We start from the raw sequence: 24,383 nt of genomic DNA on the forward strand, positions 1-24,383 counted from the left end.
ATCTACCGTCGGATTTAAAATTGTTATCCGCAGGTTACCAAAAAACTTTAAATAAAATGATAAGTAATAGCCAACGTTTCAGTGCTTATCAAGATGTAGGTTAAGCAAAAAAGCAAGCAATTACTTATCACATATACTTAATTTGTGTTAATAGCTAATAAATTAATGTTACACAAACCAGGCCATTACAGTTTCCTTTGAAGGCATGGCAATATCGAGCTTCAGTTTTTTACGCATCCCACCCAGATCATTGAATATCTTGTTTGGGTTGCCAGCTTTTAATTCCTGAATGGTATTGAAACCCATTTTTTTAACTACGGGTATCCATTCAGACGGTACACCGGCGGCAGCAAATTCAAGGTTTTCCTCTGCCTCATCTTTAATATTGGAAACCGTAATGCTTTCGGGCCTCATCTGCGGGAAAAACAGCACTTCCTGTATGGTAGTCTGGTTCGTCATCAGCATCACCAGGCGGTCAATACCTATTCCTAAGCCAGATGTTGGCGGCATGCCATATTCCAACGCGCGCAAAAAGTCATCATCCATCGCCATCGCTTCCTCATCACCACGGCCAGCCAGTAACAGTTGATCTTCAAAGCGTTCACGCTGATCAATGGGATCGTTTAATTCTGTATATGCATTGGCAATTTCTTTACCCATTACAAACAGTTCAAAACGTTCTACCAAACCCTCTTTGCTGCGGTGCTTCTTAGCAAGCGGGGTCATCTCGATAGGGTAGTCGGTAATATAGGTGGGTTGTATTAGATGTTCTTCAACTTTTGCGCTAAATATTTCGTCAACCAGTTTGCCTTTACCCATGGTTTTATCCACCTCGATGGCTAAATCACGGCAGGTTTGCCTTAAAGCAGCTTCGTCCATTGCTGATACATCAATACCGGTATACTTCAAAATACTATCATACATGGATAGCTTTTCATACGGTCCGGCAAAGTTAATCTCGTGCTCACCTACTTTAACAACCGCTTTTCCGTGCACAGCCATTGCCACTTTTTCAAGGCAATGTTCAACCATAGCCATCATCCAGATATAATCCTTATAGGCTACGTATATTTCAACCGAAGTGAATTCGGGATTATGGGTGCGATCCATACCCTCGTTACGGAACATTTTGCCAAATTCATACACCCCATCAAATCCGGCTACAATTAATCTTTTTAAATATAGCTCGTTAGCTATGCGCAAAAACAAAGGCATATCCAGCGTATTGTGGTAGGTTTTAAACGGCCGCGCTGCTGCGCCGCCATGCACACTTTGCAGTATCGGGGTTTCCACTTCCATCCAGCCCTCGCTGTCAAAGTAGCTGCGCATGGTGCTGATCACTTTAGAGCGGTTCATGAAGATCTGCTTGAACTCCGGGTTTACCGTTAAATCCACATAGCGCTGGCGATAACGCATTTCCGGATCGGTAAAAGCATCATGTACAGTACCATCTTCTTCACGCCTTACCACAGGCAGTGGTTTAAGCGATTTAGATAGAATGGTTAATTCTTTAACATGAACCGATGTTTCGCCGGTTTGTGTGGTAAAAACGTATCCTTTTACGCCAACAAAGTCGCCCAGGTCTAACAGCTTTTTAAATACGGTGTTATACATGGTTTTATCTTCGTCGGGGCAAATATCGTCGCGCTTGATGTAGATCTGTACGCGGCCGGTTGAATCCTGTAATTCGGCAAAAGATGCGCTGCCCATAATACGGCGGCTCATGATGCGGCCCGCAATTACTACCTCCTGGTAAGCCTCAGGCTTGGAGTTGAAGTTTGCTAAAATATCCTTAGCGTTTGTATTTACATCAAATGCTTCGGCAGGATAGGGGTTGATGCCTAAATTGCGTAATTGCTGCAGCGCCTCACGGCGAAATATTTCCTGTTCGGATAGTCCAATGCTCATAACTGAAAGCGTATTTTATTTAAAGGATTGCAAAAGTAAGATTTTAACCGCAAATGTTTCGATTATTTCAAATCGAAACATTTGTAGTGATTTTGAGGCCCTGTCAATCCTGGTTCTTCGTATGGTTACAGTGCTATATCAGCCGCCTAACATCCCTATGATGGGCATATGATGAATATCATTTGAACTACCGGCGCAAGTAATATTAATTCCATGGTTGGATTGGTTTGATGGAGTTTAAAATCAGTGATAAGTGTTATCCATTTGATTGGGTTGATACTGGTATATCTTTGTTTTTTGCTGCCAACATGATGCTGCCAATGGTGCCGATGACGGGTAGGGCAATTATAATTAATAGGAAGTCGATAACAATAATGGCAGGTATTGTCATATCGCATTTGATATGCTCGGTAGATACGTAAGTGCTTTCAAGCAGGTAGGCGATTAAAAAAAATATGGATGATGCCAAAACATAGAGTACCGTTAACAAAGTTATCGTCAAAACACTCAGACTTATTTTATCCCGTAATCTTTTGCTGATCAGGATAATTTGTAATATGGGCGAAGCAAGTATTAAAAGCAGCAGCAGTAAACTCATTACCATTATATTTATCAGTTAATACCATGCCTTAAAAAAGGTAACCTTTTGCACCATGTAACGATAATAGCTACATTAGTATTATGCTGCGTGATATTGATAATTACTTTTTGAAAAAGGATGAGCCAGCCAAAAGTAGTCTGCTTTACTTGCGCACGTTTATCTTAGCTTTTGATGCGGAGATAACTGAGTCCTGGAAATATGGTATGCCTTTTTATTGCTATAAAAATAAGATGCTTTGTTATCTATGGACAAAAAAGGGCACCGGGCAACCCTATATCGGTTTTGTGGATGGTAAACTGATGGAGCATCCCGAACTGATTATGGAGAAGCGTTCGCGAATGAAAATTATGCTGATAGAGCCGGCGGAAGATGTACCTGTAAACGTGATTAGCGAGATACTGAATGTTGCAGTCAAGCTGCGTAATTGATGATAAGAGGGCTCTTTATGGCTTGGGGGAAATAAAAAAATTATTATGTATGCAGTTATTTAACAAATATGTAAAGGACGCCGCAAGGTTTAATATTTAAAAGTAGCAGCATTAAGCTCGTCACCATTATTACTTGAGCTATTTGATAAGGTTATAAGTTTTAGGCCGCATAAATTTAATGGAAACCGGACAGCCGCCTGATACATATCGGGCGGCTGTCCGGTTTAAACCGTTATATTATCCGTGCCTTTGGTGGCCACCACCGCCTGTCGGCCTACCAAAGCCGCCACCTTGGTGTGGACGGCCAGCTTGTTGATGTTGTTGCATTGGCCTCTGTTGCATTTGTGACCTCTGTTGCTGCTCCATTTGCGACCTTGGTTGTTCCTGTACATGCTGTTGTTGTTGAGCGGGCTGGCCTTGCGGGCGATTTGCATTATTACCAAAACCACTCCTGATAGTTGCAGAATGTGCCGCAGTTGGGTTAAAGCTTCTGTTGCCTGCATTGCTGACTGCTAAGCGTGCCGGTTGGCCGTGGTTATTGCTAACGTACTGACTTTTGTCGTTACGGGCAGCCTGAACATGTGATTGTTGCTGGGCCGTTGGCTGGATATGATGCTCGTTCATGGCAACACGCTCTTCGGGGCGCGGGGTTGCTCTTACGCCACCAGGGCCATTAAAACTTACCCGGTTTACCGTTGTGTTGCGGATAACGGTATTGTTTACATAGGTGTTATGTACAACTGTACGGTTAACGTGCATAACAGCGGTGTTGTATCTAAATGCACCACCATGCCATTCGCCGCCGACAAAGCCGGTGCCTATATATCCGTAGCCATAGTTTACACCGCCATAAAAGCCTACATGTGTTCCCCAGTAACCTCTGTGGAAGCCATAAACACCCCCATCATAGCCCCAGTAACCGGGAGTCCATAAATAACCGGGTTGTGGTGGGGCAACCCAGGCGCCGGGCACCCAATAATAGCCGCCGTCGCCATAACTCCAGTAGCCTGGTGTCCATAAATAACCATCAACCGGGCATTCGGGCTGATCGTAAACGGGCAGAGGTGGGGGTGCAATATGTGCAGATAAACTTATGCCAATGCTGATTTGCGCATTAGCATTGGTTAAACCCATTACTATAATTAATACTAAAATTTTCAAGCTGTTTTTCATGATCTTGTTATTTAAAAATCAAAAGTAAGACAGCTCAAAACAAGCAAAGTTTGGTTAATGGGAGATAAGTACGCCTAATTTAATGTGAATTTAATGTTGTATATCAACGTTAAGCAATGAAAAAAGTGCTTTATAAGTAAGCTTCTGATAAGTACGATTCTGATTATTACCCTGTATACAGCCACAGATAAAAATAGCGCAACCCGCGCTCAAGTTAACAACAATGCTTCATCAATCAACTTCAGCTTCCTGCAAGTACATTTCATCAATGGCTTGCGCGTATTTTTTTTCAATCACCTTACGTTTGGGTTTCATGGTGGGGGTAATTTCGCCTTCATCCATGCTGAAAGGATTGCGTTTAACTTTAAAGTTTTTTATACGTTCAAATTTTGCAAGTTCATTGCTGAATTTGCGGATATCCTGACCTATCCATTTGACGATTTCGGGATTATCGATAAATACTTCTGCATTCTCAAAAAAAGAATTATCAAGGTTAAATACCTCTTGCAGTGTTTCTCTGGCCGGTATTACAATGGCTGTGATGTATTCGCGTTTATCGCCAACTAAAAACAGCCCTTCAATTTTCGGGCTTTTGAGGTAGGTATTTTCAACCGGTGTGGGGTATACGTTTTTCCCATAAGCATTAACCAGCATGTTTTTAAGGCGATCGGTAATTTGCAGATTGCCTTTAAAAAAACGACCTATATCACCCGTATGGAACCAGCCATCCACATCAATGGCAACGGCCGTTTCCTGGGGCTTATTCCAGTAGCCCTTCATTACACAATGGCCGCGCACAATAATTTCACCCTCTTCGCTTTGGAAGGCAGGGTTGAAGGATTCATGCGTTTGGATACTGTAAATATATCCTGTATCTACATTTTGTATAGCCACTTCAATACCCGGAATAATCCTGCCTACAGTGCCATATACCTGGCGGTGATATTCGGTGACAGACATAACTGGTGAAGTTTCGGTTAAGCCAAAGCCTTCTAAGATCTTGATTCCCAGGTCGCCAAAAAACTCACCGATGTTTTTGGGCAGAGCCCCGCCGCCCGAGATCATAAATTTTAAGCGGCCGCCAGTTTTCTCTTTGATCTTGCTAAAAACCAATTTATCAGCAATTTTATGTTGTTGCTGCAAAATAAATCCAGGCTTTTTACCTGCTTCCTGCACCAGGCGATATTTTTTTCCAATTTCAAGCGCCCATAAAAATATTTTTGTCTTAGTCCCTCCGGCAGATGTGCCGTTCTTCATCGCCTTGTCATGAATTCGCTCCAATAGTCTTGGTACACAGTTCATTACTGTAGGCTTCACTTCACCCATGTTTTTGGCCAACAGATCAAGACTTTGCGCAAATGCAATTTTGCAGCCTTTTGCCAAACAAACATGGTAGGTGGCCGTTCGCTCAAACACATGAGAGAGGGGCAGAAATGATAAAAATGTCTCGTCTTTGTCTATCACCGGGATCTGATCAAGGCAAACCCGCACATTCTCTACCAGGTTAGAGTGAGTGAGCATAACACCTTTGGGCGTTCCGGTGGTGCCAGAGGTATAGATGAGGCACGAAAGATCTGACGGGATAATAGCCTCGCGGGCAGCATTAATAGCCTGGCTATATTGAGAAACACATTTTCTTCCTTCTTCTATCAAGTTAGCGAATGCTATCAGCCCAGCATTCAGGTTCACCTTATCAGTATGCTTTTCAAAATCATCAAAAGCGGGTATAATCCTCATCAGCTCAAGGCAGTTGTTAGCTATCTTAATGATCTTTCGCAATAAAAAAGGATTACCCACCAATATCGTCCGTGCGCCCGAATCATTTAAAATATATTCGATGTCGGTTTCAGAAAGTGTCGGGTAAATCGATGTGTTAACGGCCCCGATTTGCTGTAAGGCCTGGTCGTAGTAAACGTAGTCAGGTCCATTTTCGATGATCAGCGCCAGGCGATCGCCCTTTCTGATCCCCATATCTAACATATAAGCCGATATAGCATCAATTTTATCCAAAGCCTGCCGGTAGGAAATCTCAACCCAGTTATCATTTTCTTTATATATTAAAAAGGTATGGTTTTCCGGGTGGATATTGGTTACCGTGTTGCGTATTAAAGTAGGAACTGTTGATTGCGCTGTTACCGGGTTCATTAACTAATGGGTTTATAAAATGCAAACAACAAATTTATATTATTTACTACAAATACGAAATACCTTTCAACAATCAGGCTATGCAGAAAAAACTGGATATTTTATAGCCGTATAAATGCTTGCCATTTACTTTAATGCTTGCATCGCGGTTTTAAAATCATCGTTAAATAAACTATCTTGTAAACCATATTCATATGCCCACCATTAAAATAGAAACCCAGATTAAAGCTCCAGCATACAGGTGCTTTGATTTGTCGAGAGATGTCGATCTACACCTGGCGTCAACGCGGCAAACGGGCGAAACCGCTATTGCAGGTAAAACATCCGGCTTAATTGAATTAAACGAAACTGTAACCTGGCGGGCAAGGCATTTCGGTGTATGGCAAAACCTCACTTCAAAAATTACAGTAATGGAACGACCTCTTTTTTTTGTTGATGAAATGGTTGATGGCGCTTTTAAATCGTTCAGGCACGAACATCATTTTTTTGAAGCAGGGGTTTTTACCAACATGACTGATGTTTTTATATTTGAGTCGCCGTTCGGTATCTTAGGGAAAATAGCCAATGCCCTATTTTTAAAGCAATATATGGCTAATTTGCTTATCAAAAGAAACGCCATTATCAAACAATTTGCCGAGAATGGTGAGCTGCAAAACAAAGATCACGCTTAACTGTATTGATTGAAAAATATTCTGGTATGAAAACCTTTAACCTGATATGCCTGTCCATTATTCTAACCTGCATTTACGCGGGCTGTGTAAACAATACAAAAAACGCCGAAACCAGTAAGCCGCCTGTTCCAAAAGTTATACAAGGAGACTTTAATGGCGATGGTAAACCTGAAATTGTACGGTTAGTAAAGCCTAAGCTCAATAAAGAAGGTACCGACTGCGTTGGTGGTTGTGTAAGCTATTTAAGGTTTTCGGATACGACGATTGCAGATATTAAGGTGAACAACTGCATTGATGGGACACCTGATAATCTTGGTGATTTAAACGGCGATGGAAAAGATGAGATAGGCTTATTGCCCGAGTGGTTTACCAGTTGCTGGAGAAGCTATTTGGTATACACCTACAAAAACGATAAATGGATTTACGCCGTACCGCCTATCACTACTCATTGTAACCAATGGGAAGCTCATATAAAACCCATTGAAAAAGATTCGCTTAACAAGGGATACGTAGTTATAAGGTATAGCGAGTCGGAAAATAACGAAATTGTAAATAAATCGAAGATCATTGCCATTAAGTAATTATTCCTCGCGCCTTTAATTTTGTATCGCTTTAAGTTATTGTTAAAATGTGTTAAATAAATTTAAGTTAATGTACAATCCCCTAACTTTATAACACCAAATCGTTTAGCCAATTTCAAATAAAAAAGCGTTCTTTATTTGGTAAATAATAAGGTCAGTTAATTAAAAAAGGGGAGAGCACTTGTTGTTTTCCCTTTTTTTTTGAGAAAAAGACAGGCGAGGATACTAACGTTTAAACCAAGTATCTTTTTAAACATAACCCTATGTTTTTGAAGCACAGAAAAATATCGATTTTGCATCCTTCCCAATTTTAAACGGCTCCTATGTCAAGTATGGCAGTATATGGATACCTCGCAAAAAAACTACTGCGGATAAAAAAATATTGCGGATTTAGTTTTAATTAGTAGCTATTCATATCACCGCTGCACTCAAAGTCATTTGTATATTTAATAGTACACGGCCTTTAAATTTTAAATAATCCAGGCATCAATGGCCGTTTTATTTATTATTTGGCGACGCTTTTTACTGTAAAAAGGACACTTGTTTATTTTGTGGCCATGAATATATACGTCGAATTTCTATCAGGATAATCGCAATAATAGCTGGCTCTACAAGCCCGAAGTACTTATTGATAATCAGATGATAACATTAATTTAATATTTTATTAGCTCGAAATAAAAAGTAATCTAAATGTAAACCTCCATCACCAGATTCATTAATGGCAATGTTTTTGATCCCGGCTTATCGATCTTATAATTATATAGGTCGTTGTTTAATATAAACGAAAACACAATTTTATGAACACTTCAACTAAATGGATTGCATCAGCTGTAACAGCAGTTGCCATTCTTTTCGGATCAAACGTTAAAGCCCAACAGACAAAAGCAAACCCAGGCGATGTATGGCGTTTAGGCGTTGGTGTAGAGGCGGGGCTTCCAACAGGTAATCTTCACGACGCTTCTAACTTTGAACTTGGCGGAACGGCCAGATTACAGTACGATACCAGGTCAAATTTATCGATTATGCTAACGTCTGGTTACTACAATGCTTTTTTTAAAGATGTAGCTGGAGTTTCTCGCAAAGATTTGGGTATAGTGCCTGTAAAAGCCGGTTTAAAAGTATTTGCTAACGATAACATTTATTTTAGTGGAGAAGTTGGTGCTGGTTTTGAAACAAATTATGCAAAAAATACAAAGCTGATCGTTTCACCAGGTATTGGCTATGCCAATTACAAAGGCCTTGATGTTGGCTTGCGTTACGAAAATTTTTCGGGCCAAAGTAACAATTATGGTTTAGTTGGCTTACGTATAGCTTACGGATTTAAACTTTAATAAAACATTATCATTAAGTAAGAAGGCCGGCCATTTTTGGTTGGCCTTTTTAGCTTGTGCTCGCCAGGTGTGCAAGCTACGCAATGTGTAATTTTAGAGCACAATTTTCAATTTTCTCCGCCTTATAACTATCTCCGGTATTGGAGCGGGTGCGTCAGCTAAAATTAAGTAGGTAAATTGATTGCAATATTGTTTAATGTTTGGTTAATAAACCAGGATTACTAATATAGTGTGGTTGATTGCAGTATGCCCAAATAATTCACTTTTTAATTAATTGGCAAGTTAATTTCCCTGTGGTTTAAAATCACGGCAATGTTATTTCTTTTAATTTTTAACCATAAATTTGGGAGGGTTTAATTGATTAACCTCATATTTGGATAAACATATTTAACAAGATTGATTTATGCAATCGGTTGTATTTTTTTTATATTTACCCGAAATAAACCAGGTAAAGATATCTGACCGAAAACAGAAAACATTTTGACTTGTACATATGTCTATAACTAAAGGCAGCTTGCTTAAGGGGCAAGATTAAAAACATCTATGAAACAAACATCTTCGGAAGATAAAATACTGTCCATCGATATTGGCGGTTCGCATGTTAAGGCAACAATTCTGGATAACGAAGGAGCTTTGCTAATGGATTACGAAAAGATAGTCACTCCGCCATCGCCCAAGCCAAAACAACTGATAGAGGTTATACAGCAGCTTATAAAGGCATTTCCTGTTTATGATAAGGTTTCGGTAGGCTTTCCGGGTTATGTAAAAAACGGTGTGATATTTACCGCACCTAATTTAGGTACCGATGCCTGGAAAGGTTTTGATCTGGCTGAAAATCTTGAACAGGCCTTAGGCAAACCTACAAAGGTTGTTAATGACGCCGATATGCAAGGCTTAGGTGTAGTACAAGGTGTAGGTTTTGAAATGGTGGTAACCCTGGGCACAGGGTTCGGTACAGCCTTTTTATCCGATGGCTATTTGCTTCCCCACCTGGAAATAGCCCATCACCCTATCACCAAAAGCAAAACTTACGATGACTACATAGGCGAGAAGGCTTTGGAGAAAGAAGGCGAAGAGAAATGGAACGACCGGTTAAAATATATTATCGGCATTTTAAAAACTGTTTTCAATTACGACACCTTATATATAGGTGGGGGCAACTCGCGTAAAATCAAATTCAAGCTTGATGATAACATTAAAATAATTTCAAACCGGGACGGTATCAAAGGTGGCGCCCGGCTTTGGAAACAAGATAAAAGAGAAAATCTGATCACTGCATTAAAACAGAATCAATAATTATCACAAATCAAATATGAGTACAACAACAAGAAGTATCGAAGAACAAGCTATTAATACCATCCGTGTATTATCAGTAGATGCTGTTCAAAAAGCAAACTCCGGTCACCCGGGTACAGCAATGGCACTGGCACCAATGGCACATGTTCTATGGAAAGAATTTTTAAATTATAACCCTAAAAACACGCATTGGGCTAATCGCGATAGGTTTATCCTATCAGCCGGGCACGCTTGTATGTTGCAATACAGTATCCTTTACCTTACAGGTTACGATATTAGTTTAGATGATATTAAGAATTTCCGCCAGTTAAACAGTAAAACACCTGGCCACCCTGAGTACGGTTTAACGCCCGGTATCGATGTAACAACAGGTCCGCTGGGCGCTGGTTTTTCAAATGGTGTTGGCTTTGCAATAGCTCAAAAATATTTGGCCGCCACTTATAACAAGCCTGGTTTTGATCTGTTTAACTATCACATCTACTCTATCTGCAGCGATGGTGATATGATGGAAGGTGTGGCATCCGAGGCGGCTTCATTAGCCGGTCACCTGGAATTAGGCAACATCATTTATTTATATGACGATAACAAAATTTCGATCGAAGGAAGTACCGATATTGCTTTCAACGAAGATGTGAATAAACGCTTTGAAGCATACGGCTGGCATGTACAATCGGTTGATGATGTTAACGATATCCATGCGTTGCAGTTAGCTATCACTAATGCCAAGGCCGAAAAACAAAAACCATCGTTAATCCGTGTTCGTTCGCTGATAGCTTACGGAAGTCCTAATAAATCTGGTACAGCCGGTTCTCACGGAGCACCGCTTGGCGCTGATGAGGTGAAATTGGTGAAAGAGTTTTTTGGATTTGATCCTGAAAAATCTTTCGAAGTGTCTGAAGAGGTATTGAAATATTACCATGAGATAGGGGCGCGTGGTGCAGGTACAGAAGACAAATGGAACAAATTATTTGCCGAGTACAAGGCTCAGTTCCCCGAACTTGCTGCCGAATATGAATTAGCAGCCAGCGGCGAATTGCCTGAGGGTTGGTTAGATGCTCTGCCAACATTCAAGGCATCTGATCCTAAAATGGCAACCCGCCAGGCATCAGGTAAAGTATTAAATGCCATTGTTGGTAAAATTCCGGGATTAATTGGTGGTGCGGCAGATCTATCTCCGTCAACCGAAACTCATTTAAAAGCTTACGATTCTTTCACATCCGAAAACCGCGGCGGCCGTAACTTCCACTTCGGTATCCGTGAACATGCTATGGGCTCAGCCATCAATGGTATGGCTTTAACACCTGGTATTATCCCTTTCGGTGCAACGTTTTTAATTTTCTCCGAATATCAACGTCCTCCTATCCGCTTAGCGGCTATCATGAAGATCCGTTCGATATTTGTGTACACACACGATAGTATTGGTTTGGGCGAAGATGGTACTACTCACCAACCGGTTGAGCAATTGATATCGTTACGTTCAATACCTAACATTGTTGTGCTTCGTCCGGCTGATGCCAACGAAACTGCACAAGCCTGGAAAGTAGCTTTAGAGCATAAAGGCGGACCAGTAGTATTGATATTTACCCGCCAGGGCCTGCCTATTTTGGATCAGGATAAATATGGTAAAGCAACCAATGTTGTTAAAGGAGCTTACGTACTTTCGGAAGCCGAAGGTGATGCACAGCTGATCTTGATCGGTACCGGATCGGAAGTAGACCTGGCTATGAAAGCTCAGGCCAAGTTAAAGGAAGAAGGTATTGCAGCAACCGTGGTAAGCATGCCATCGTGGGAGCTGTTTGAAAAGCAAGACGCTGCCTATAAAGAAAGCGTATTGCCTAAAGCCATTAAAAAACGTTTGGCAATAGAAGCAGGTTCGGCATTAGGCTGGCACAAGTACGTTACCGACGAGGGCGATACTGTAACTATGCACGGCTTTGGCGAATCTGCCCCTGCCGAAGCATTGAACAAGGTATTTGGCTTTACCGTTGAGAATGTAGTTAACAAGGCCAAAGCACTTTTATAGATTTTAAGATGTTAGATATGAGCTATTAGAATTCCAGATAGGTAATTTTGATTTCTCATGTCTAACGTTTTTATATCAAAAATAAATACCGATGCGCAATGTTAGTTAGAGTTGCCTTGAGCTAACTCTTCTTAAGGCGGTGATTCTGTTGCCTTACTAACATCTAAACATCTCAAATCTAAAACATGGATTGGGAAAGTAGTTTAATTAAAAACCTCCAATGGTCTGCCGATATTATCAACATCAGCGGAAAGCAAAAGGTAGCCGCGCAAATTGCCGAAAAAGTGACGGATGGTGATACCCTCGGGATAGGATCCGGATCTACCGTGTATCTCGCCCTGATTGCTATAGCCGAACGTATCAAAACCGAAAAGCTTAATGTAAAAGGTATCCCTACCTCGATAGAGATCAGTATGTTTTGCGCTAAACTCGGCATCCCTTTAACCACCCTATTTGAAAACAAACCTGATTGGTTGTTTGATGGAGCCGATGAGGTTGATACCAATAAAAGTTTAATTAAAGGCAGGGGCGGGGCAGCATTTAAAGAAAAACTACTCATCAGCTCGTGCCCTAAAAATTACATCATTGTTGATGAGTCCAAATTGGTAACCAGGCTGGGCACCAATTTTCCAATACCTATTGAGGTGTTCCCGCAAGCGCTATTATATGTAGAGCAACAACTTAAAAAGCTGGGAGCCAATAGCATTGTGGTAAGGCCGGCAAAAGGGAAGGACGGGCCGATAATTTCTGAAAACGATAATTTAATATTGGATTGCCGGTTTGATGAGGTTGGCAGCAGCCTTGAGAAAGATATTAAGGCAATTACCGGTGTTATTGAAAGCGGCTTGTTTATAGGCTACCCTTTAGAAATTTTGGTTGCCGGTAATAATTAACAATTTTACCTTGTACTTGCATTACAATGAAACAATGATTACCATTATTGAAAAAATAATGAGCACTTTAGCTAATGCCTGCGTAATCAATAAACTTTAACCTATTTTTAAATCAATAAATTAAAATTAATCTTAAAATGTCAGAAAATAAAGTAAAACAGATCCATAGTTTCGGCCAGAGCATTTGGTTGGATTTTATTGACCGTGAGATCATCTCTTCAGGTAAATTAAAAAAACTGATTGACGAGGATGGTGTTAGAGGTGTAACATCAAACCCTGCCATTTTTGAAAAAGCCATTACCAGCAGCTCAGATTACGACGCTGATATTAAAGCCTTAGCGGCAGATAGTAAAACTAACGAGGAGTTATTTTTTGGTTTGGCTGTGGCCGATATCAAAAAAGCCTGCGATATATTCAGCGATGTTTACAACGAAGAAGTTAAAGGTGCCGATGGCTACGTAAGCCTTGAAGTATCTCCGTTTTTGGCTTTAAAAACAGACGAAACCATTGCCCAGGCTTTAGAGCTTTGGAAAGCCGTTGATCGCGAAAACGTAATGATCAAAATTCCGGGTACACAACCTGGACTGGCTGCTATCCGTAAAGCCATCAGCGAAGGATTAAACATCAATGTTACCTTATTATTCGGCTTACAGCGTTACGAAGATGTAACCGAAGCTTACATATCAGGATTAGAAGACCGGTTAGCCGCTGGCAAACCAATTGATAGCATAGCATCTGTAGCGAGCTTCTTTTTAAGCCGCATTGATGTGATAGTTGATCCCTTGTTGGATGAAAAAGGTCTGCCCGAATTGAAAGGCGAAGTTGCCATAGCCTCGGCAAAAAAGGCTTACGAAATTTACAAAAGGGTATTCAATACCGAAAGATGGAAAAAATTAGAAGCCGCAGGTGCTAAACCACAACGTTTGTTATGGGCAAGTACAAGCAGTAAAAACCCTGCTTTTAAAGATACCAAATATGTTGAAGCCTTAATTGGCAAGGATACTGTTGATACTGTTCCGTTAGAAACCATCGAAGCTTTCCGCGATCATGGCGTAGCAGGCGATACTTTGGAGCTTGGCCTGGATAACGCCACCGAAATATTAGAAAAACTAAAATCGGCAGGCATTGATATCGATGCTATCACCCAGCAATTGGAGGACGAAGGCATCGAAAAATTCAACAAGCCTTTTGAGAAATTACTGCAAGCTATTGAGGATCAAAAAAATAAAGTATAATTCCCTTGGAAAAATCGGAAGTAAAAGTTCTGTTCTTTGACGTTGGTGGCATTTTGCTCAGCAACGGCTGGGGCCACGAGTCGCGTAAGGTAGCCGCCGAAAAATTCGGCCTGGATTACGAAGAAGTTAATACGCTGCACAATTTTATATTCAACGTTTACGAAATTGGCAGTATCACCCTGGATGATTACCTGGATACGGTGATATTTACCCAACCCAGGGATTTTACAAGGGTAGACTTTAAAAAGTTTATTTATGAGCAGTCGGTAGAGTTACCGGATATGCTTGCCTGGCTAAAAAGCTGGAAGAAGGATTGCGGCTTCCGTATCATCTCTATCAATAACGAGGGTAAGGAATTGAACGATTACCGTGTTGAGAAATTTAAGCTGCACGAATGTTTTGACGCTTTTATATCATCATGTGAAGTGAAGATGCGTAAGCCTGATCCTGGCATTTTTAAGTTAGCTATGGGTATTGCGCAGGTATCAGAGAAGCAATGCGTGTATTTTGACGACCGGATCATGTTCGTTACCACGGCTCAAAAATTAGGCATTCAAGCTTATCAGCACACCAGTTTTGAAAAAACTAAAGAGATACTTGAAGGTTTAAAGGCGAAGAGCCAGCTGTAAGTTTATACAGGTTATTGAGTGAGTTATTTGTTATTGAGTTATTGGTTACTGAGGCTATAACTACCTGATTTGATGATCACACTGGTTCACTGCTTTTTAAGCCAATAACTTAATAATAAATAACAAAATAAACAGTAACCCGTTAACAAATAACTCAACAACAAAATAACACAATAACCATTAACAAATGAGCACAGAAGATAAGTACGATTTTGGGATGATCGGCCTGGGTACCATGGGCCGCAACCTATTATTAAATATGGCCGATCATGGTGTTGCCGGAGCCGGTTTTGATAAGGACGCCTCAAAAGGCGTTCAACTTGAAAAAGAGGGAGCGCCACATAAGGTAAAGGGATTCAGCGATGTAAAGCAATTTACCGAAAGTTTGAAAAGCCCCAAGGCCATTATGATGTTAGTACCAGCCGGTAAAATTGTGGACGAGGTTATTGAAGAACTTTTGCCCTTGTTAGATAAGGGAGACATACTGATAGATGGCGGTAATTCGCACTTTACAGATACAAACCGCCGGGTTGATTACCTGGAAAGCAAAGGCCTGCACTTTTTTGGTATGGGCGTTTCCGGCGGAGAAGAAGGCGCACGTAAAGGCCCAAGTATGATGCCTGGTGGTGATAAAGACGCTTATAATGTAATGAAGCCTATTTTAGAGGCTATAGCGGCTAAAGTTGATGGCGCACCTTGCGTTACTTATATTGGCCCGGGTGCATCAGGCCATTTTGTTAAAATGGTTCATAATGGCATCGAGTATGGCTTGATGCAATTAATAGCCGAAACTTATGAGCTGCTACGCAACGGCTTAAAGTTAAACAATGATGAGATACATGGCGTATTTGAAAAATGGAACAACGGGCGGTTACAATCCTTCCTGATCGAGATTACCCGTGATATCTTTACCTATAAAGCCGAAGGCAGCGATCATTTGCTGGTTGACGATATTAAAGATGAAGCCCGCGCCAAAGGCACCGGGAAATGGACATCACAAGGTGCTATGGATCTGGAAACTCCTATCCCGGTGATTGATTCCGCTGTATCCATGCGCGATCTGTCGAAATATAAATCGCTTCGTACCAAAGCATCCGAGATATACAGTTCAAGTGAACCGCTTGTTGCGGATAAAGAGGCCTTTTTAACCGTATTGGAAGATGCTTTCTTTTTTAGCATGATCATCACCTACGCACAGGGCATGCACATGTTATCCAAAGCATCCGACGAATATCAATACGATCTTCATTTAGATGAAATTGCCAAGATCTGGAGAGGAGGCTGTATTATCCGTTCAACTTTCCTCGAGAATATTTACAATGCCTACGGCAAAGATAAAACACTGGAACATTTGCTTTTAGACGGCGATGTGAAAGATTTGGTTGTAGCTGCCTTGCCAGGTATGCGCAACGTGGTTTCGGCAGCCGTTACCGCGGGTATAGCTATACCGGCTTATGCGGCGGCGTTAAGTTATTTTGACAACTTCCGTACCAAAAATATGCCATCTAACTTAACCCAGGCGCAGCGCGATTATTTTGGCGCCCATACTTATGCGCTAATTGGTAAAGAAGGCGTATTTCATACCCAATGGATGCCTAAATAAGGTTTAATTGGAGGCTTTAAATAATTGATAGCAAGAATTTTATCAAAATGAAAACAATCAAATCACAACCCACCATATTTTTCATCTTCGGTGCAACCGGCGATCTGAGTTCACGTAAGTTGGGTCCGGCATTATATAATCTTTTTTTAGATGGTTTTATGCCCGAGCAGTTTAGCATTGTTGGCACAGGCCGTACCAAACTGAGCGACGAGGATTTCCAAACCAAGATGCACGAAGGTATCAACCAGTTTTCACGGACCGGAAAAACCAAGGATGACAAGTGGGCAGAGTTTGCAAAAAATGTATCTTACCAGGTATCCGATGCTAATGATGCTGAAACTTATAAAGAGTTTGGTACCAAGATCAACGAAAAACAAGCGGAGTGGGGCCAGGAACCTTACGTAATTTACTACCTGGCGGTATCTCCTAATTTCTTTCCTATCATCTCCTGCAACATCGCGAAAGCTAAACTTGCTCAAAATGCCGAAAAGGTACGTGTGGTGATAGAAAAGCCGTTTGGACACGACCTGGAAACCGCCCGCGAATTAAACAAATTGCTGGCCGGGCTTTATGATGAAAAGCAAATTTACCGCATAGATCATTATTTGGGTAAAGAAACCGTTCAAAACATTATGGCTTTCCGGTTTGCCAATGCCATTTTGGAACCGTTATGGAACCGTAATTACATTGAGCACGTACAAATATCAGTAACCGAGCAATTAGGCATGGGCGAGCGTGGCGATTATTATGACGGCGCCGGAGCTTTGCGCGATATGGTGCAAAACCATATTTTGCAGTTGTTATGCCTTGTGGCAATGGAGGTGCCGATTAATTTCAGTTCAGACGAATTGCGCAACCGTAAGGTAGAGGTATTGCGCGCCATGCGTAAATTCACATCCGAGGATATCCGCCACTCGGCAGTGCGTGGGCAATACAGCAGTGGTTGGATTGAGGGTAAGCAGGTACCCGGCTATCGCGAAGAAGCCAAGGTAGCGCCAGAATCTAATACCGAAACATTTGCTGCGGTTAAATTTTTCATCGATAACTGGCGCTGGCAAGGCGTACCGTTTTACGTGCGTACCGGCAAAAGGTTGCATCAATCGTCATCCGTAATTACTATACAGTTTAAAGATGTTCCACATTTTGTTTTCTCACCAGAGTCTACAGAAAGCTGGCAACAAAACAGGCTGATCATCAGTATACAGCCCGAAATGAGTATCCGTTTGCAGGTACAAGCCAAAAGGCCCGGCTTAGATATGATACTGAACGCAGTAGATATGGTATTTGATTACAGTGGTACTTATGATGGGCAAGCTCCCGAAGCTTACGAAACTTTATTGTTGGATACCATGCTTGGCGATCAAACCCTGTTTATGCGTGGCGACCAGGTAGAAGCTGCCTGGGAATTGATTATGCCGATATTAAATGCTTGGCAAACTAAAAAGAGCCTGAGCTTCCCTAACTATGCAGCTGATTCATGGGGCCCGGAAATTGCAGAGGCTTTAATTGCCCGCGATGGTTTCCACTGGTTTACCTTACCGCTTGCCAACAAAAAGAAATAATATGGCTACACTGAAGATATTTGAGACTACGGATGAAGTATTAACGGGCTTGGCTGATTTTTTTGTAAAATCGGCATCCGAAGCAATTGCCGTTCAGGAGCGTTTTACAGTTGCATTGTCGGGCGGCAGTTCTCCAAAAAAATTGTACGAGTTATTGGCATCTGACGCTTACAGCAACCAGGTTGAGTGGGAGAAAGTATATTTCTTTTTTGGCGATGAGCGCAACGTGCCCGATAATCATCCGGACAGTAATGCCTTGATGGTAAAAAAAGCTTTATTTGACCCATTAAACATACCTTATTCTCAGGTATTTAAGGTGAATACACTACACAGTCCGGAAGAAGCAGCTAAGGATTATACCGACGATATCTACAACTTTTTTAAAACTGAAAAAGTGGTGTTCGATCTAATCTTACTTGGTTTGGGTGATAACTCGCACACGGCGTCACTGTTTCCGCATACGCTTGTTCTGCACGATCCGACAGCTTCTGTTGAAGAAGTCTTTTTGGAAGATCAGCAAGTTTACCGCATCACATTTACCGCGGCTTTAATAAACCAGGCCCGGCACATTGCCTTTTTAGTATACGGCCAGGGAAAAGCCGAAGCTGTGCACCACGTACTGGAAGATGCCGAAAATATTGATGAATACCCTGCACAACTGATCCGCAAGGATGAAAATGTGCTTTGGTTTTTAGATCAGTCAGCAGCGTCATTAATAAAAAAGTAAAAAGTATACTAAATTTAAAACGCCAATTGCGGGTAAACCTGTAATTGGCGTTTTTTTATGCCATAGCCTTTCGGTTAAATTTGATTAATATTTGATATAACACACCTCATTAGTAATAATTTTCTTTAATTAGAGGTGTAAACCAAATAGACTTTTCATGAGAAATATTGTTAGCAAACTAAGCTGCTGCTTTACCTTATTGCTGGTTGCCTATTCAACAATTAAAGCCCAGCCTAATGGTTTTTACAATGTTAAAGCCTATGGGGCCAAAGGCGATGGTGAAAATTTAGATACTAAAGCGATTGACAAAGCTATCGAGACGGCAGCGGCGGCCGGAGGTGGTACGGTGTACTTTCCGGCAGGTAATTATTTATCGGTTACCATTCATTTAAAAAGTAACGTTGGTTTATTCCTGGATCAGGGATCAACGCTTATTGCCTCCGAAAAGGGGTATGATTTACCCGAGAAAAATGCCAATGAAATATATCAGGATTATGGGCACAGCCATTTCCACAACAGCCTGATCGTCGGCGAGAACCTGGAAAATATAACCATCGCCGGCCCAGGTAAAATATGGGGAAAGGGTTTGTTACGCACTTCTAAAAAAAATACTGTAAACGAAGGTTTTGGCAATAAAACCATCAGCCTGAAATTATGCCGGAACGTTATATTACGCGATTTTACAGTGCAACATGGGGGCTGGTTTGTATTTTTGCTCACCGGAGTTGATAACCTCACCATCGATAATATAAAAATGGATACCAATCGCGATGGGATGGATATCATATCCTGCAAAAACGTTAGGGTATCTAATTGTTTTGTGAACTCGCCTGAAGATGATGGCATTTGCCTTAAAAGCGATTATGCGCTAAACTATGCCCGTGCTACCGAAAACGTTACTATTACCAATTGCCAGGTATCTGGATATGACGAAGGTTCGTTTTTAGAAGGCACCTATAAACGCGATTCAAACGCGGTAATGAAAGGTAAGCCCATTGGCCGTATTAAATTAGGAACCGAATCAAACGGTGGGTTTAAAAATATCACCATATCCAACTGCGTGTTCGATTATTGCCGTGGCCTGGCGCTCGAAACCGTAGATGGCGCCTTGCTTGAGGATGTAACGATAAGCAATATCACCATGCGCGACATTGTTAATTCGCCCATATTTGTGCGCTTAGGTGCGCGGATGCGTGGCCCTGAAGGTACGCCCGTTGGCAGTATTAAACGCGTAATCATCAGTAATATCATTGCCTATAATGTTGATGCCAGGCAGGCGGCATTCATTAGTGGCGTACCCGGCCATCAAATTGAAGATCTCACTTTCAATAACATCAGGGTTTATTTTAAAGGGGAAGGAACAAAAGAACAGGCGGCAACCCAGGTGCCCGAATTGGAAAAAGGTTATCCGGAACCTGATACCTTTGGTAGTACACCATCATACAGCTTTTTTATCCGCCATGTAAAGGATTTGAAAATGAGCGATGTTGAGGTAAGCTTTATCAAACCTGATTTACGGCCAGCCTATTTTTTAGAAGATATAGATGGTGCTGATTTTCAGCACATCAGGGCCTCGAAAATTGAAGGGGCTGCAACGTTTATGCTGAAACATGTTAAGGATTTTAATATTTACAATAGTAAGTTAATACCTGATACAGTACTAAATGATGTAGCGGCAAAGGAATTATAAGCTGGCTTAATGATAACATATTTTGCTCCGGCTTTTTGTATTTTAGGCAAACTGCATTTTAAAAATTGTAGCAAATGTTTCTTTATTCGAGCAATTCACTTTACTTTAAAGCCTGCAAATTGAACCTGCAAACTAATGAAGAAACTATTATTTATTCTGTTTACGCTGGCCTGTAATACTGCCTGGGCGCAAATACCCACGCGCCAAAACAACACTTATGTTAATGATTTTGCGCATGTATTAAACCAGGCGGAAATTGATAACCTGAGCAGCAAAATGCATGAAATTGAAAGGATAGAGGGTATGCAAATGGCCATTGTGCTGGTAGAGAAAATTCCTGCTCAATATAATATCCAAAGTTTTGCAGCTTCAATAGGCCGGGAATGGCAGGTAGGAGGGAACCTCAGTGGTTTAGTATTTGTTGCTGCCACCAAACAGGGGCAACAGTATATTGAAGTAGTACGCGACTTAGATTCTGTTTTCACCGCCGAGAAGCGTGCGGCTATTTTACAGGCTATGAAGCCCTGGTTCTCAAACCGAAATTATGCCGGAGGGCTCCAATTATTGGTAGGGCAAATAGCAGATGGATATAATCCCCGCTCGGCAGCCCTAAAAGCAGATACAAAGTCGGTCGAAATTTCACAGAAAACTGTGGCGGCCTCTGGGCAGCCGGATAGCTGGTTGGTTACCTTCCTTGCGGTAGCGGGAGCATTGCTGCTTATAGCGATTGCGATAGGCATAATTTGGTTATTCATTACGGTGATTAAAAACCAATATGGCAATAATACAGGCTACAGGACATCAATATCCACTACAAATAGTAACATTGGGCACTCTAATCATCAAAGTTCTAATCAGCATGGTTCACGTGCCGGAGCTTTTGTTGGCGGAGCCGCAATTGGAGCCGCAACGGCTTATGCAGCCAATCAATTTGCTGATGATTCCGATAGTTCATCGACGTACCCGGACAGTAGTTCTGATGATTCAGGAGATTCATCGCCCGATAGTGGTTTTTCTGATAGCGACACATCCAATAGCGGCGCTACTTCGGATTGGTAGCTTATACTTTAGCGATACGCGGTAAATTCAATAAATACTAACGCCGCCGTTTGGTGTAAGTTTGCAAAGTATATATATCGTTGACGATACGTTTTCGTGGTTAATAGTTGCCGGGATAAATAGTTTATCGTCGTCAGTTAACGATTCGTTATTAATCAAATAGCTATCAACAATATTGTTGTTAAGCCTTGCTCTTACAACTAATTTGCATTCGGCAAGGCGACCGTTGGGGCTCACTAACACTTGTAAAACAACATACAAAAGCGGCTGTCTATTCAGTGTAGATGCATCTATTTTAAACAACTTAAGATAAGGCTGGTAGCCGTAAAAAATATCACCTATCCTGATGGGTTTGGTCACCCGGTCGGTATCGGCTATTTTTTTATCAAAATCATAACTAATTTTATAGCTCAGCGTATCATCCGGCACCTCGTAAATTAGTTGTTTAGTGCTAAAATTATAATGTTGTACTATTTTTCCCGACGGATCATAAAAATGCCAGATGCTGGTTTGTTTTCCCCGCTCATAATTACCCATGGCGGCAACAATCTTTTTTTTGTATAGGGCAAGGTATCGGCCTTGCTTCACATCAGGGCTATCTTTTAAAACGTGATACTGGGCGGTAATATCGGGGGCGATTTTATCATTCACAATAAACGTCTGTTGGCCATAACTTACGTAAGCGGCACTGAGCAGGCTGAAAAACAAAATAATACGTAGCATATCAGAATTAAAAATAGATGTCGGGCAACGATAAAGATACGATGAACTGGTTAAGTAAGTTCAATACTATTTTGTTTTTATTCGGTTTTAATTTGCTTTTCTTTTTGATACTTTGCCAGGTTAATTAATAGTACGCTTGCCAAAATGATAACTAAGCCGGCAATTTGCAGTAGAGATATATGTTCTCGGGCAAAAAAAATGCCCAATAGTACTGCTATAACTGGGTTAACGTAGGCATAAGTACTTACCTGTGCCGCAGACCTAACTTGCAGTAGCCAAACATATGCGCTGTACGCGGCAATAGAGCCAAATACAATTAAATAAATTAATGCAAACCAGGATGTAGCGGGCACTTTTTGCCAGCTTAAATGTTCTGTTTCGTGATGCAATAACATACCAGGAATAAACATAATGCCGGCAATAAGCATCTGCCATGCGGTATTAACCATCACAGAACCTTGGGTAGCCCTATATTTTGAATATAACGACCCTGATGGCCAGGCAATGGAGGCAACAATTAACAGGGCCATGCCACCTAATTTTGATTGGCCGTTACTTTCGCCAAGCGATTTTGCAACTTGCTCGCCAAACAATAATATAACACCTGTAAAGCCTATTAACAGCCCTGCAACTATTGATCTGTTTTTAAAGTTATCTTTCCATTTAGGTTTATCGAGTATAACAAACCAGATAGGTGCAGACGACACCATGATGGCAACCATAGCGCTGGGTAGCGTCTGCTCCACCCATATTACGGTTCCGTTAGCTACACATAATAACAATATGCCACTTACCGCTGCATGTAATATGTTGTTTCTGTTAAATAATTTTTCACCCTTAATGGCGCACCAGCCTAATAATAATAGGCCTGCTGTAAAAAACCTGGCGGCGCCTAATAGCATCGGGGGGATGCCGTGAACCGCAATCTGGATAAAGAAATAGGTTGAGCCCCATACAATGTAAACCGTTGCAAATGCTATTGCCACCATTACCGGCGAAACTGACTTTTGATTGTTGGGTAGCATGGTGACTAATTTGGTGGTATAACCAGTTGCTGCTCTTCTTTAGCAGTTTCAAGCACAATTGTTGTACGGGTGGATAAGATGTTGGGGATTTTACTAAAGCTGTTACGCATCAAATGCATTAACGATGCGGCGTCATGTGTGCGTACCTTGATGAGGTAACAATCTTCGCCGGCTATATGATGAACCTCTTGTACCTCTGGTATTTTAGCCAACTCCGTAGCCGTTGCATTGCTGCCCGGACTATCTGTAGCTTTCATAAAAATAAAGGCAAGCAATTTTTGCTGCAAGGCAGCGGGATTTAAGCGTGTGGTATATTGCAAAATAACACCCTTTTGCTCAAGCTTTTTAACGCGCTCCAAAACTCCGGATGGCGCCATGTTAAGTTCGCGCGCCAAATCGGCATTTGATATCCGGGCATGATGTTGCATCAAACGCAAAATATGCAGATCGGTTTTATCCAGAATAATTTCGCTTCCATCCACTATTCTGTAAAGCTATCGCTATTCAGATTAATAATCAAATATTCTGTACTTAATTGAATTTTATTCTGTTTTAACGTACTTAATTTTAATTGTAAAAAAGTTTCGAAAAAAAGAAGGGCAAATAAAATGAAAATAAAGCAGTGCCCCGATAGATTTACCGGGAAAAAGAAGGTAATGCAGGTAGGGTTATCTGGTTTTGTTATAGCCGCCTTTATTGTAGCCGCCGCTTTTAAAACCTCCGGAACTTGAAGTATTCCTTGGCTTTTCTTCCGCTTCTTTAACCACAATGTTTCTTCCGTAAATTTCGGCAGCATTTAAATCTTCCAAAGCTTTGAGTGCTGATTCTCTGTCAGGCATTTCTGCAAAGCCAAATCCCTTACTTTGTCCGGTTTGCTTATCCGTGATTATTTTTAACGATGTTAGTTCGCCGTAATCCTCAAAAAGCTCTCTTAACTCAGATTCCTGTATTTTATAGGGTAAGTTGCCAATAAAAATATTCATACAATGGTTGCTTCTTTCAAAAATACTTATTTTATCAATATCAAATAAACTTTTTTATCATTTATCAATCAAATTATTAATTAATTGTAATCGCTTC

The 24,383-nt window shown here is 41.2% G+C and carries 22 protein-coding genes; 14 read left to right on the top strand and 8 right to left on the bottom strand.

Annotation, left to right across the window (positions count from 1 at the left end; genetic code table 11):
- Positions 1-168: 168 nt before the first annotated feature.
- Both lysS and MUCPA_RS32910 read right to left on the bottom strand, forming a co-directional pair.
- Positions 169-1,908, bottom strand: coding sequence for a lysine--tRNA ligase (lysS, locus tag MUCPA_RS32905; protein WP_008512630.1), 1,740 nt, complete (start codon positions 1,906-1,908; stop codon positions 169-171).
- A 256-nt stretch (positions 1,909-2,164) separates the two neighbouring features.
- Positions 2,165-2,506, bottom strand: a complete 342-nt coding sequence (locus MUCPA_RS32910) for a hypothetical protein (RefSeq protein WP_008512632.1) — start codon at positions 2,504-2,506, stop codon at positions 2,165-2,167.
- An 83-nt stretch (positions 2,507-2,589) separates the two neighbouring features.
- Here MUCPA_RS32910 and MUCPA_RS32915 point away from each other — a divergent pair, with 83 nt between their 5' ends.
- Positions 2,590-2,937 carry a DUF1801 domain-containing protein gene (locus MUCPA_RS32915; protein WP_008512633.1) on the top strand — a complete coding sequence of 116 codons (348 nt, stop codon included), beginning with the start codon at positions 2,590-2,592 and terminating at the stop codon, positions 2,935-2,937.
- 237 nt (positions 2,938-3,174) lie between these two features.
- Here the strand turns inward: MUCPA_RS32915 and MUCPA_RS32920 are convergent, their stop codons facing one another.
- Positions 3,175-4,110: a YXWGXW repeat-containing protein gene (locus MUCPA_RS32920; protein WP_008512634.1), complete on the bottom strand. Its 936-nt coding sequence runs from the start codon at positions 4,108-4,110 to the stop codon at positions 3,175-3,177.
- A gap of 231 nt (positions 4,111-4,341) precedes the next feature.
- Positions 4,342-6,255 carry an AMP-dependent synthetase/ligase gene (locus tag MUCPA_RS32925; RefSeq protein ID WP_008512635.1) on the bottom strand — a complete coding sequence of 638 codons (1,914 nt, stop codon included), beginning with the start codon at positions 6,253-6,255 and terminating at the stop codon, positions 4,342-4,344.
- Positions 6,256-6,449: 194 nt separating this feature from the next.
- Here MUCPA_RS32925 and MUCPA_RS32930 point away from each other — a divergent pair, with 194 nt between their 5' ends.
- The 13 genes from MUCPA_RS32930 to MUCPA_RS32990 all read left to right on the top strand — a co-directional run bounded on the left by MUCPA_RS32930 (position 6,450) and on the right by MUCPA_RS32990 (position 21,555).
- Positions 6,450-6,926 (top strand): SRPBCC family protein, encoded by a 477-nt coding sequence (locus tag MUCPA_RS32930; protein WP_008512636.1) that lies wholly within the window; start codon positions 6,450-6,452, stop codon positions 6,924-6,926.
- A 26-nt stretch (positions 6,927-6,952) separates the two neighbouring features.
- Positions 6,953-7,507 carry a hypothetical protein gene (locus tag MUCPA_RS32935; protein WP_008512637.1) on the top strand — a complete coding sequence of 185 codons (555 nt, stop codon included), beginning with the start codon at positions 6,953-6,955 and terminating at the stop codon, positions 7,505-7,507.
- Between the two features lie 797 nt (positions 7,508-8,304).
- Entirely contained in the window at positions 8,305-8,838 is a 534-nt protein-coding gene (locus MUCPA_RS32940) for a hypothetical protein (RefSeq protein ID WP_008512638.1), read from the top strand.
- A gap of 543 nt (positions 8,839-9,381) precedes the next feature.
- Positions 9,382-10,134, top strand: a complete 753-nt coding sequence (locus MUCPA_RS32945) for an ROK family protein (RefSeq protein ID WP_008512640.1) — start codon at positions 9,382-9,384, stop codon at positions 10,132-10,134.
- A gap of 16 nt (positions 10,135-10,150) precedes the next feature.
- Positions 10,151-12,157, top strand: a complete 2,007-nt coding sequence (gene tkt / locus MUCPA_RS32950; protein WP_008512641.1) for a transketolase — start codon at positions 10,151-10,153, stop codon at positions 12,155-12,157.
- A gap of 185 nt (positions 12,158-12,342) precedes the next feature.
- Positions 12,343-13,050, top strand: a complete 708-nt coding sequence (gene rpiA, locus MUCPA_RS32955) for a ribose 5-phosphate isomerase A (RefSeq protein WP_008512642.1) — start codon at positions 12,343-12,345, stop codon at positions 13,048-13,050.
- Between the two features lie 137 nt (positions 13,051-13,187).
- Positions 13,188-14,285, top strand: coding sequence for a transaldolase (tal, locus tag MUCPA_RS32960; RefSeq protein ID WP_008512643.1), 1,098 nt, complete (start codon positions 13,188-13,190; stop codon positions 14,283-14,285).
- A gap of 5 nt (positions 14,286-14,290) precedes the next feature.
- Positions 14,291-14,914, top strand: a complete 624-nt coding sequence (locus MUCPA_RS32965) for an HAD family hydrolase (RefSeq protein WP_008512644.1) — start codon at positions 14,291-14,293, stop codon at positions 14,912-14,914.
- A gap of 187 nt (positions 14,915-15,101) precedes the next feature.
- Positions 15,102-16,517 (top strand): NADP-dependent phosphogluconate dehydrogenase, encoded by a 1,416-nt coding sequence (gene gndA, locus MUCPA_RS32970; RefSeq protein ID WP_008512650.1) that lies wholly within the window; start codon positions 15,102-15,104, stop codon positions 16,515-16,517.
- Between the two features lie 47 nt (positions 16,518-16,564).
- The gene (gene zwf / locus MUCPA_RS32975; protein WP_008512651.1) at positions 16,565-18,079 is read left to right on the top strand and encodes a glucose-6-phosphate dehydrogenase; all 1,515 of its coding nucleotides are present in this window, start codon (positions 16,565-16,567) and stop codon (positions 18,077-18,079) included.
- Between the two features lies 1 nt (position 18,080).
- Positions 18,081-18,806, top strand: a complete 726-nt coding sequence (gene pgl / locus MUCPA_RS32980; protein WP_008512652.1) for a 6-phosphogluconolactonase — start codon at positions 18,081-18,083, stop codon at positions 18,804-18,806.
- A 157-nt stretch (positions 18,807-18,963) separates the two neighbouring features.
- On the top strand, positions 18,964-20,496 hold the full coding sequence (locus tag MUCPA_RS32985; protein ID WP_008512653.1) for a rhamnogalacturonidase: 1,533 nt from the start codon (positions 18,964-18,966) through the stop codon (positions 20,494-20,496).
- Between the two features lie 135 nt (positions 20,497-20,631).
- Positions 20,632-21,555, top strand: a complete 924-nt coding sequence (locus tag MUCPA_RS32990; protein ID WP_008512654.1) for a TPM domain-containing protein — start codon at positions 20,632-20,634, stop codon at positions 21,553-21,555.
- A 27-nt stretch (positions 21,556-21,582) separates the two neighbouring features.
- Here the strand turns inward: MUCPA_RS32990 and MUCPA_RS32995 are convergent, their stop codons facing one another.
- The 4 genes from MUCPA_RS32995 to MUCPA_RS33010 form a co-directional block, all read right to left on the bottom strand.
- On the bottom strand, positions 21,583-22,278 hold the full coding sequence (locus MUCPA_RS32995; RefSeq protein WP_008512655.1) for a toxin-antitoxin system YwqK family antitoxin: 696 nt from the start codon (positions 22,276-22,278) through the stop codon (positions 21,583-21,585).
- Positions 22,279-22,355: 77 nt separating this feature from the next.
- On the bottom strand, positions 22,356-23,303 hold the full coding sequence (locus tag MUCPA_RS33000) for an EamA family transporter (RefSeq protein WP_008512656.1): 948 nt from the start codon (positions 23,301-23,303) through the stop codon (positions 22,356-22,358).
- Between the two features lie 5 nt (positions 23,304-23,308).
- On the bottom strand, positions 23,309-23,785 hold the full coding sequence (locus tag MUCPA_RS33005) for an Lrp/AsnC family transcriptional regulator (RefSeq protein ID WP_008512657.1): 477 nt from the start codon (positions 23,783-23,785) through the stop codon (positions 23,309-23,311).
- Positions 23,786-23,971: 186 nt separating this feature from the next.
- Positions 23,972-24,286 carry an RNA recognition motif domain-containing protein gene (locus MUCPA_RS33010; protein ID WP_008512658.1) on the bottom strand — a complete coding sequence of 105 codons (315 nt, stop codon included), beginning with the start codon at positions 24,284-24,286 and terminating at the stop codon, positions 23,972-23,974.
- Positions 24,287-24,383: the final 97 nt, after the last annotated feature.

Origin of the sequence: Mucilaginibacter paludis DSM 18603 (assembly GCF_000166195.2) — a bacterium.
Lineage (GTDB): Bacteria > Bacteroidota > Bacteroidia > Sphingobacteriales > Sphingobacteriaceae > Mucilaginibacter > Mucilaginibacter paludis.

Coding starts and splice junctions, on each gene's coding strand:
- MUCPA_RS33000 (WP_008512656.1), bottom strand. CDS start 23,303: ATGCTACCCAACAATCAAAAGTCAGTTTCGCCGGTAATGGTGGCAATA.
- tal (WP_008512643.1), top strand. CDS start 13,188: ATGTCAGAAAATAAAGTAAAACAGATCCATAGTTTCGGCCAGAGCATT.
- MUCPA_RS32910 (WP_008512632.1), bottom strand. CDS start 2,506: ATGAGTTTACTGCTGCTGCTTTTAATACTTGCTTCGCCCATATTACAA.
- MUCPA_RS32985 (WP_008512653.1), top strand. CDS start 18,964: ATGAGAAATATTGTTAGCAAACTAAGCTGCTGCTTTACCTTATTGCTG.
- MUCPA_RS32920 (WP_008512634.1), bottom strand. CDS start 4,110: ATGAAAAACAGCTTGAAAATTTTAGTATTAATTATAGTAATGGGTTTA.
- MUCPA_RS33010 (WP_008512658.1), bottom strand. CDS start 24,286: ATGAATATTTTTATTGGCAACTTACCCTATAAAATACAGGAATCTGAG.
- MUCPA_RS32990 (WP_008512654.1), top strand. CDS start 20,632: ATGAAGAAACTATTATTTATTCTGTTTACGCTGGCCTGTAATACTGCC.
- zwf (WP_008512651.1), top strand. CDS start 16,565: ATGAAAACAATCAAATCACAACCCACCATATTTTTCATCTTCGGTGCA.
- MUCPA_RS32925 (WP_008512635.1), bottom strand. CDS start 6,255: ATGAACCCGGTAACAGCGCAATCAACAGTTCCTACTTTAATACGCAAC.
- MUCPA_RS32930 (WP_008512636.1), top strand. CDS start 6,450: ATGCCCACCATTAAAATAGAAACCCAGATTAAAGCTCCAGCATACAGG.
- pgl (WP_008512652.1), top strand. CDS start 18,081: ATGGCTACACTGAAGATATTTGAGACTACGGATGAAGTATTAACGGGC.
- MUCPA_RS32935 (WP_008512637.1), top strand. CDS start 6,953: ATGAAAACCTTTAACCTGATATGCCTGTCCATTATTCTAACCTGCATT.
- MUCPA_RS32995 (WP_008512655.1), bottom strand. CDS start 22,278: ATGCTACGTATTATTTTGTTTTTCAGCCTGCTCAGTGCCGCTTACGTA.
- MUCPA_RS32940 (WP_008512638.1), top strand. CDS start 8,305: ATGAACACTTCAACTAAATGGATTGCATCAGCTGTAACAGCAGTTGCC.
- lysS (WP_008512630.1), bottom strand. CDS start 1,908: ATGAGCATTGGACTATCCGAACAGGAAATATTTCGCCGTGAGGCGCTG.
- rpiA (WP_008512642.1), top strand. CDS start 12,343: ATGGATTGGGAAAGTAGTTTAATTAAAAACCTCCAATGGTCTGCCGAT.
- MUCPA_RS32915 (WP_008512633.1), top strand. CDS start 2,590: ATGCTGCGTGATATTGATAATTACTTTTTGAAAAAGGATGAGCCAGCC.
- tkt (WP_008512641.1), top strand. CDS start 10,151: ATGAGTACAACAACAAGAAGTATCGAAGAACAAGCTATTAATACCATC.
- gndA (WP_008512650.1), top strand. CDS start 15,102: ATGAGCACAGAAGATAAGTACGATTTTGGGATGATCGGCCTGGGTACC.
- MUCPA_RS32945 (WP_008512640.1), top strand. CDS start 9,382: ATGAAACAAACATCTTCGGAAGATAAAATACTGTCCATCGATATTGGC.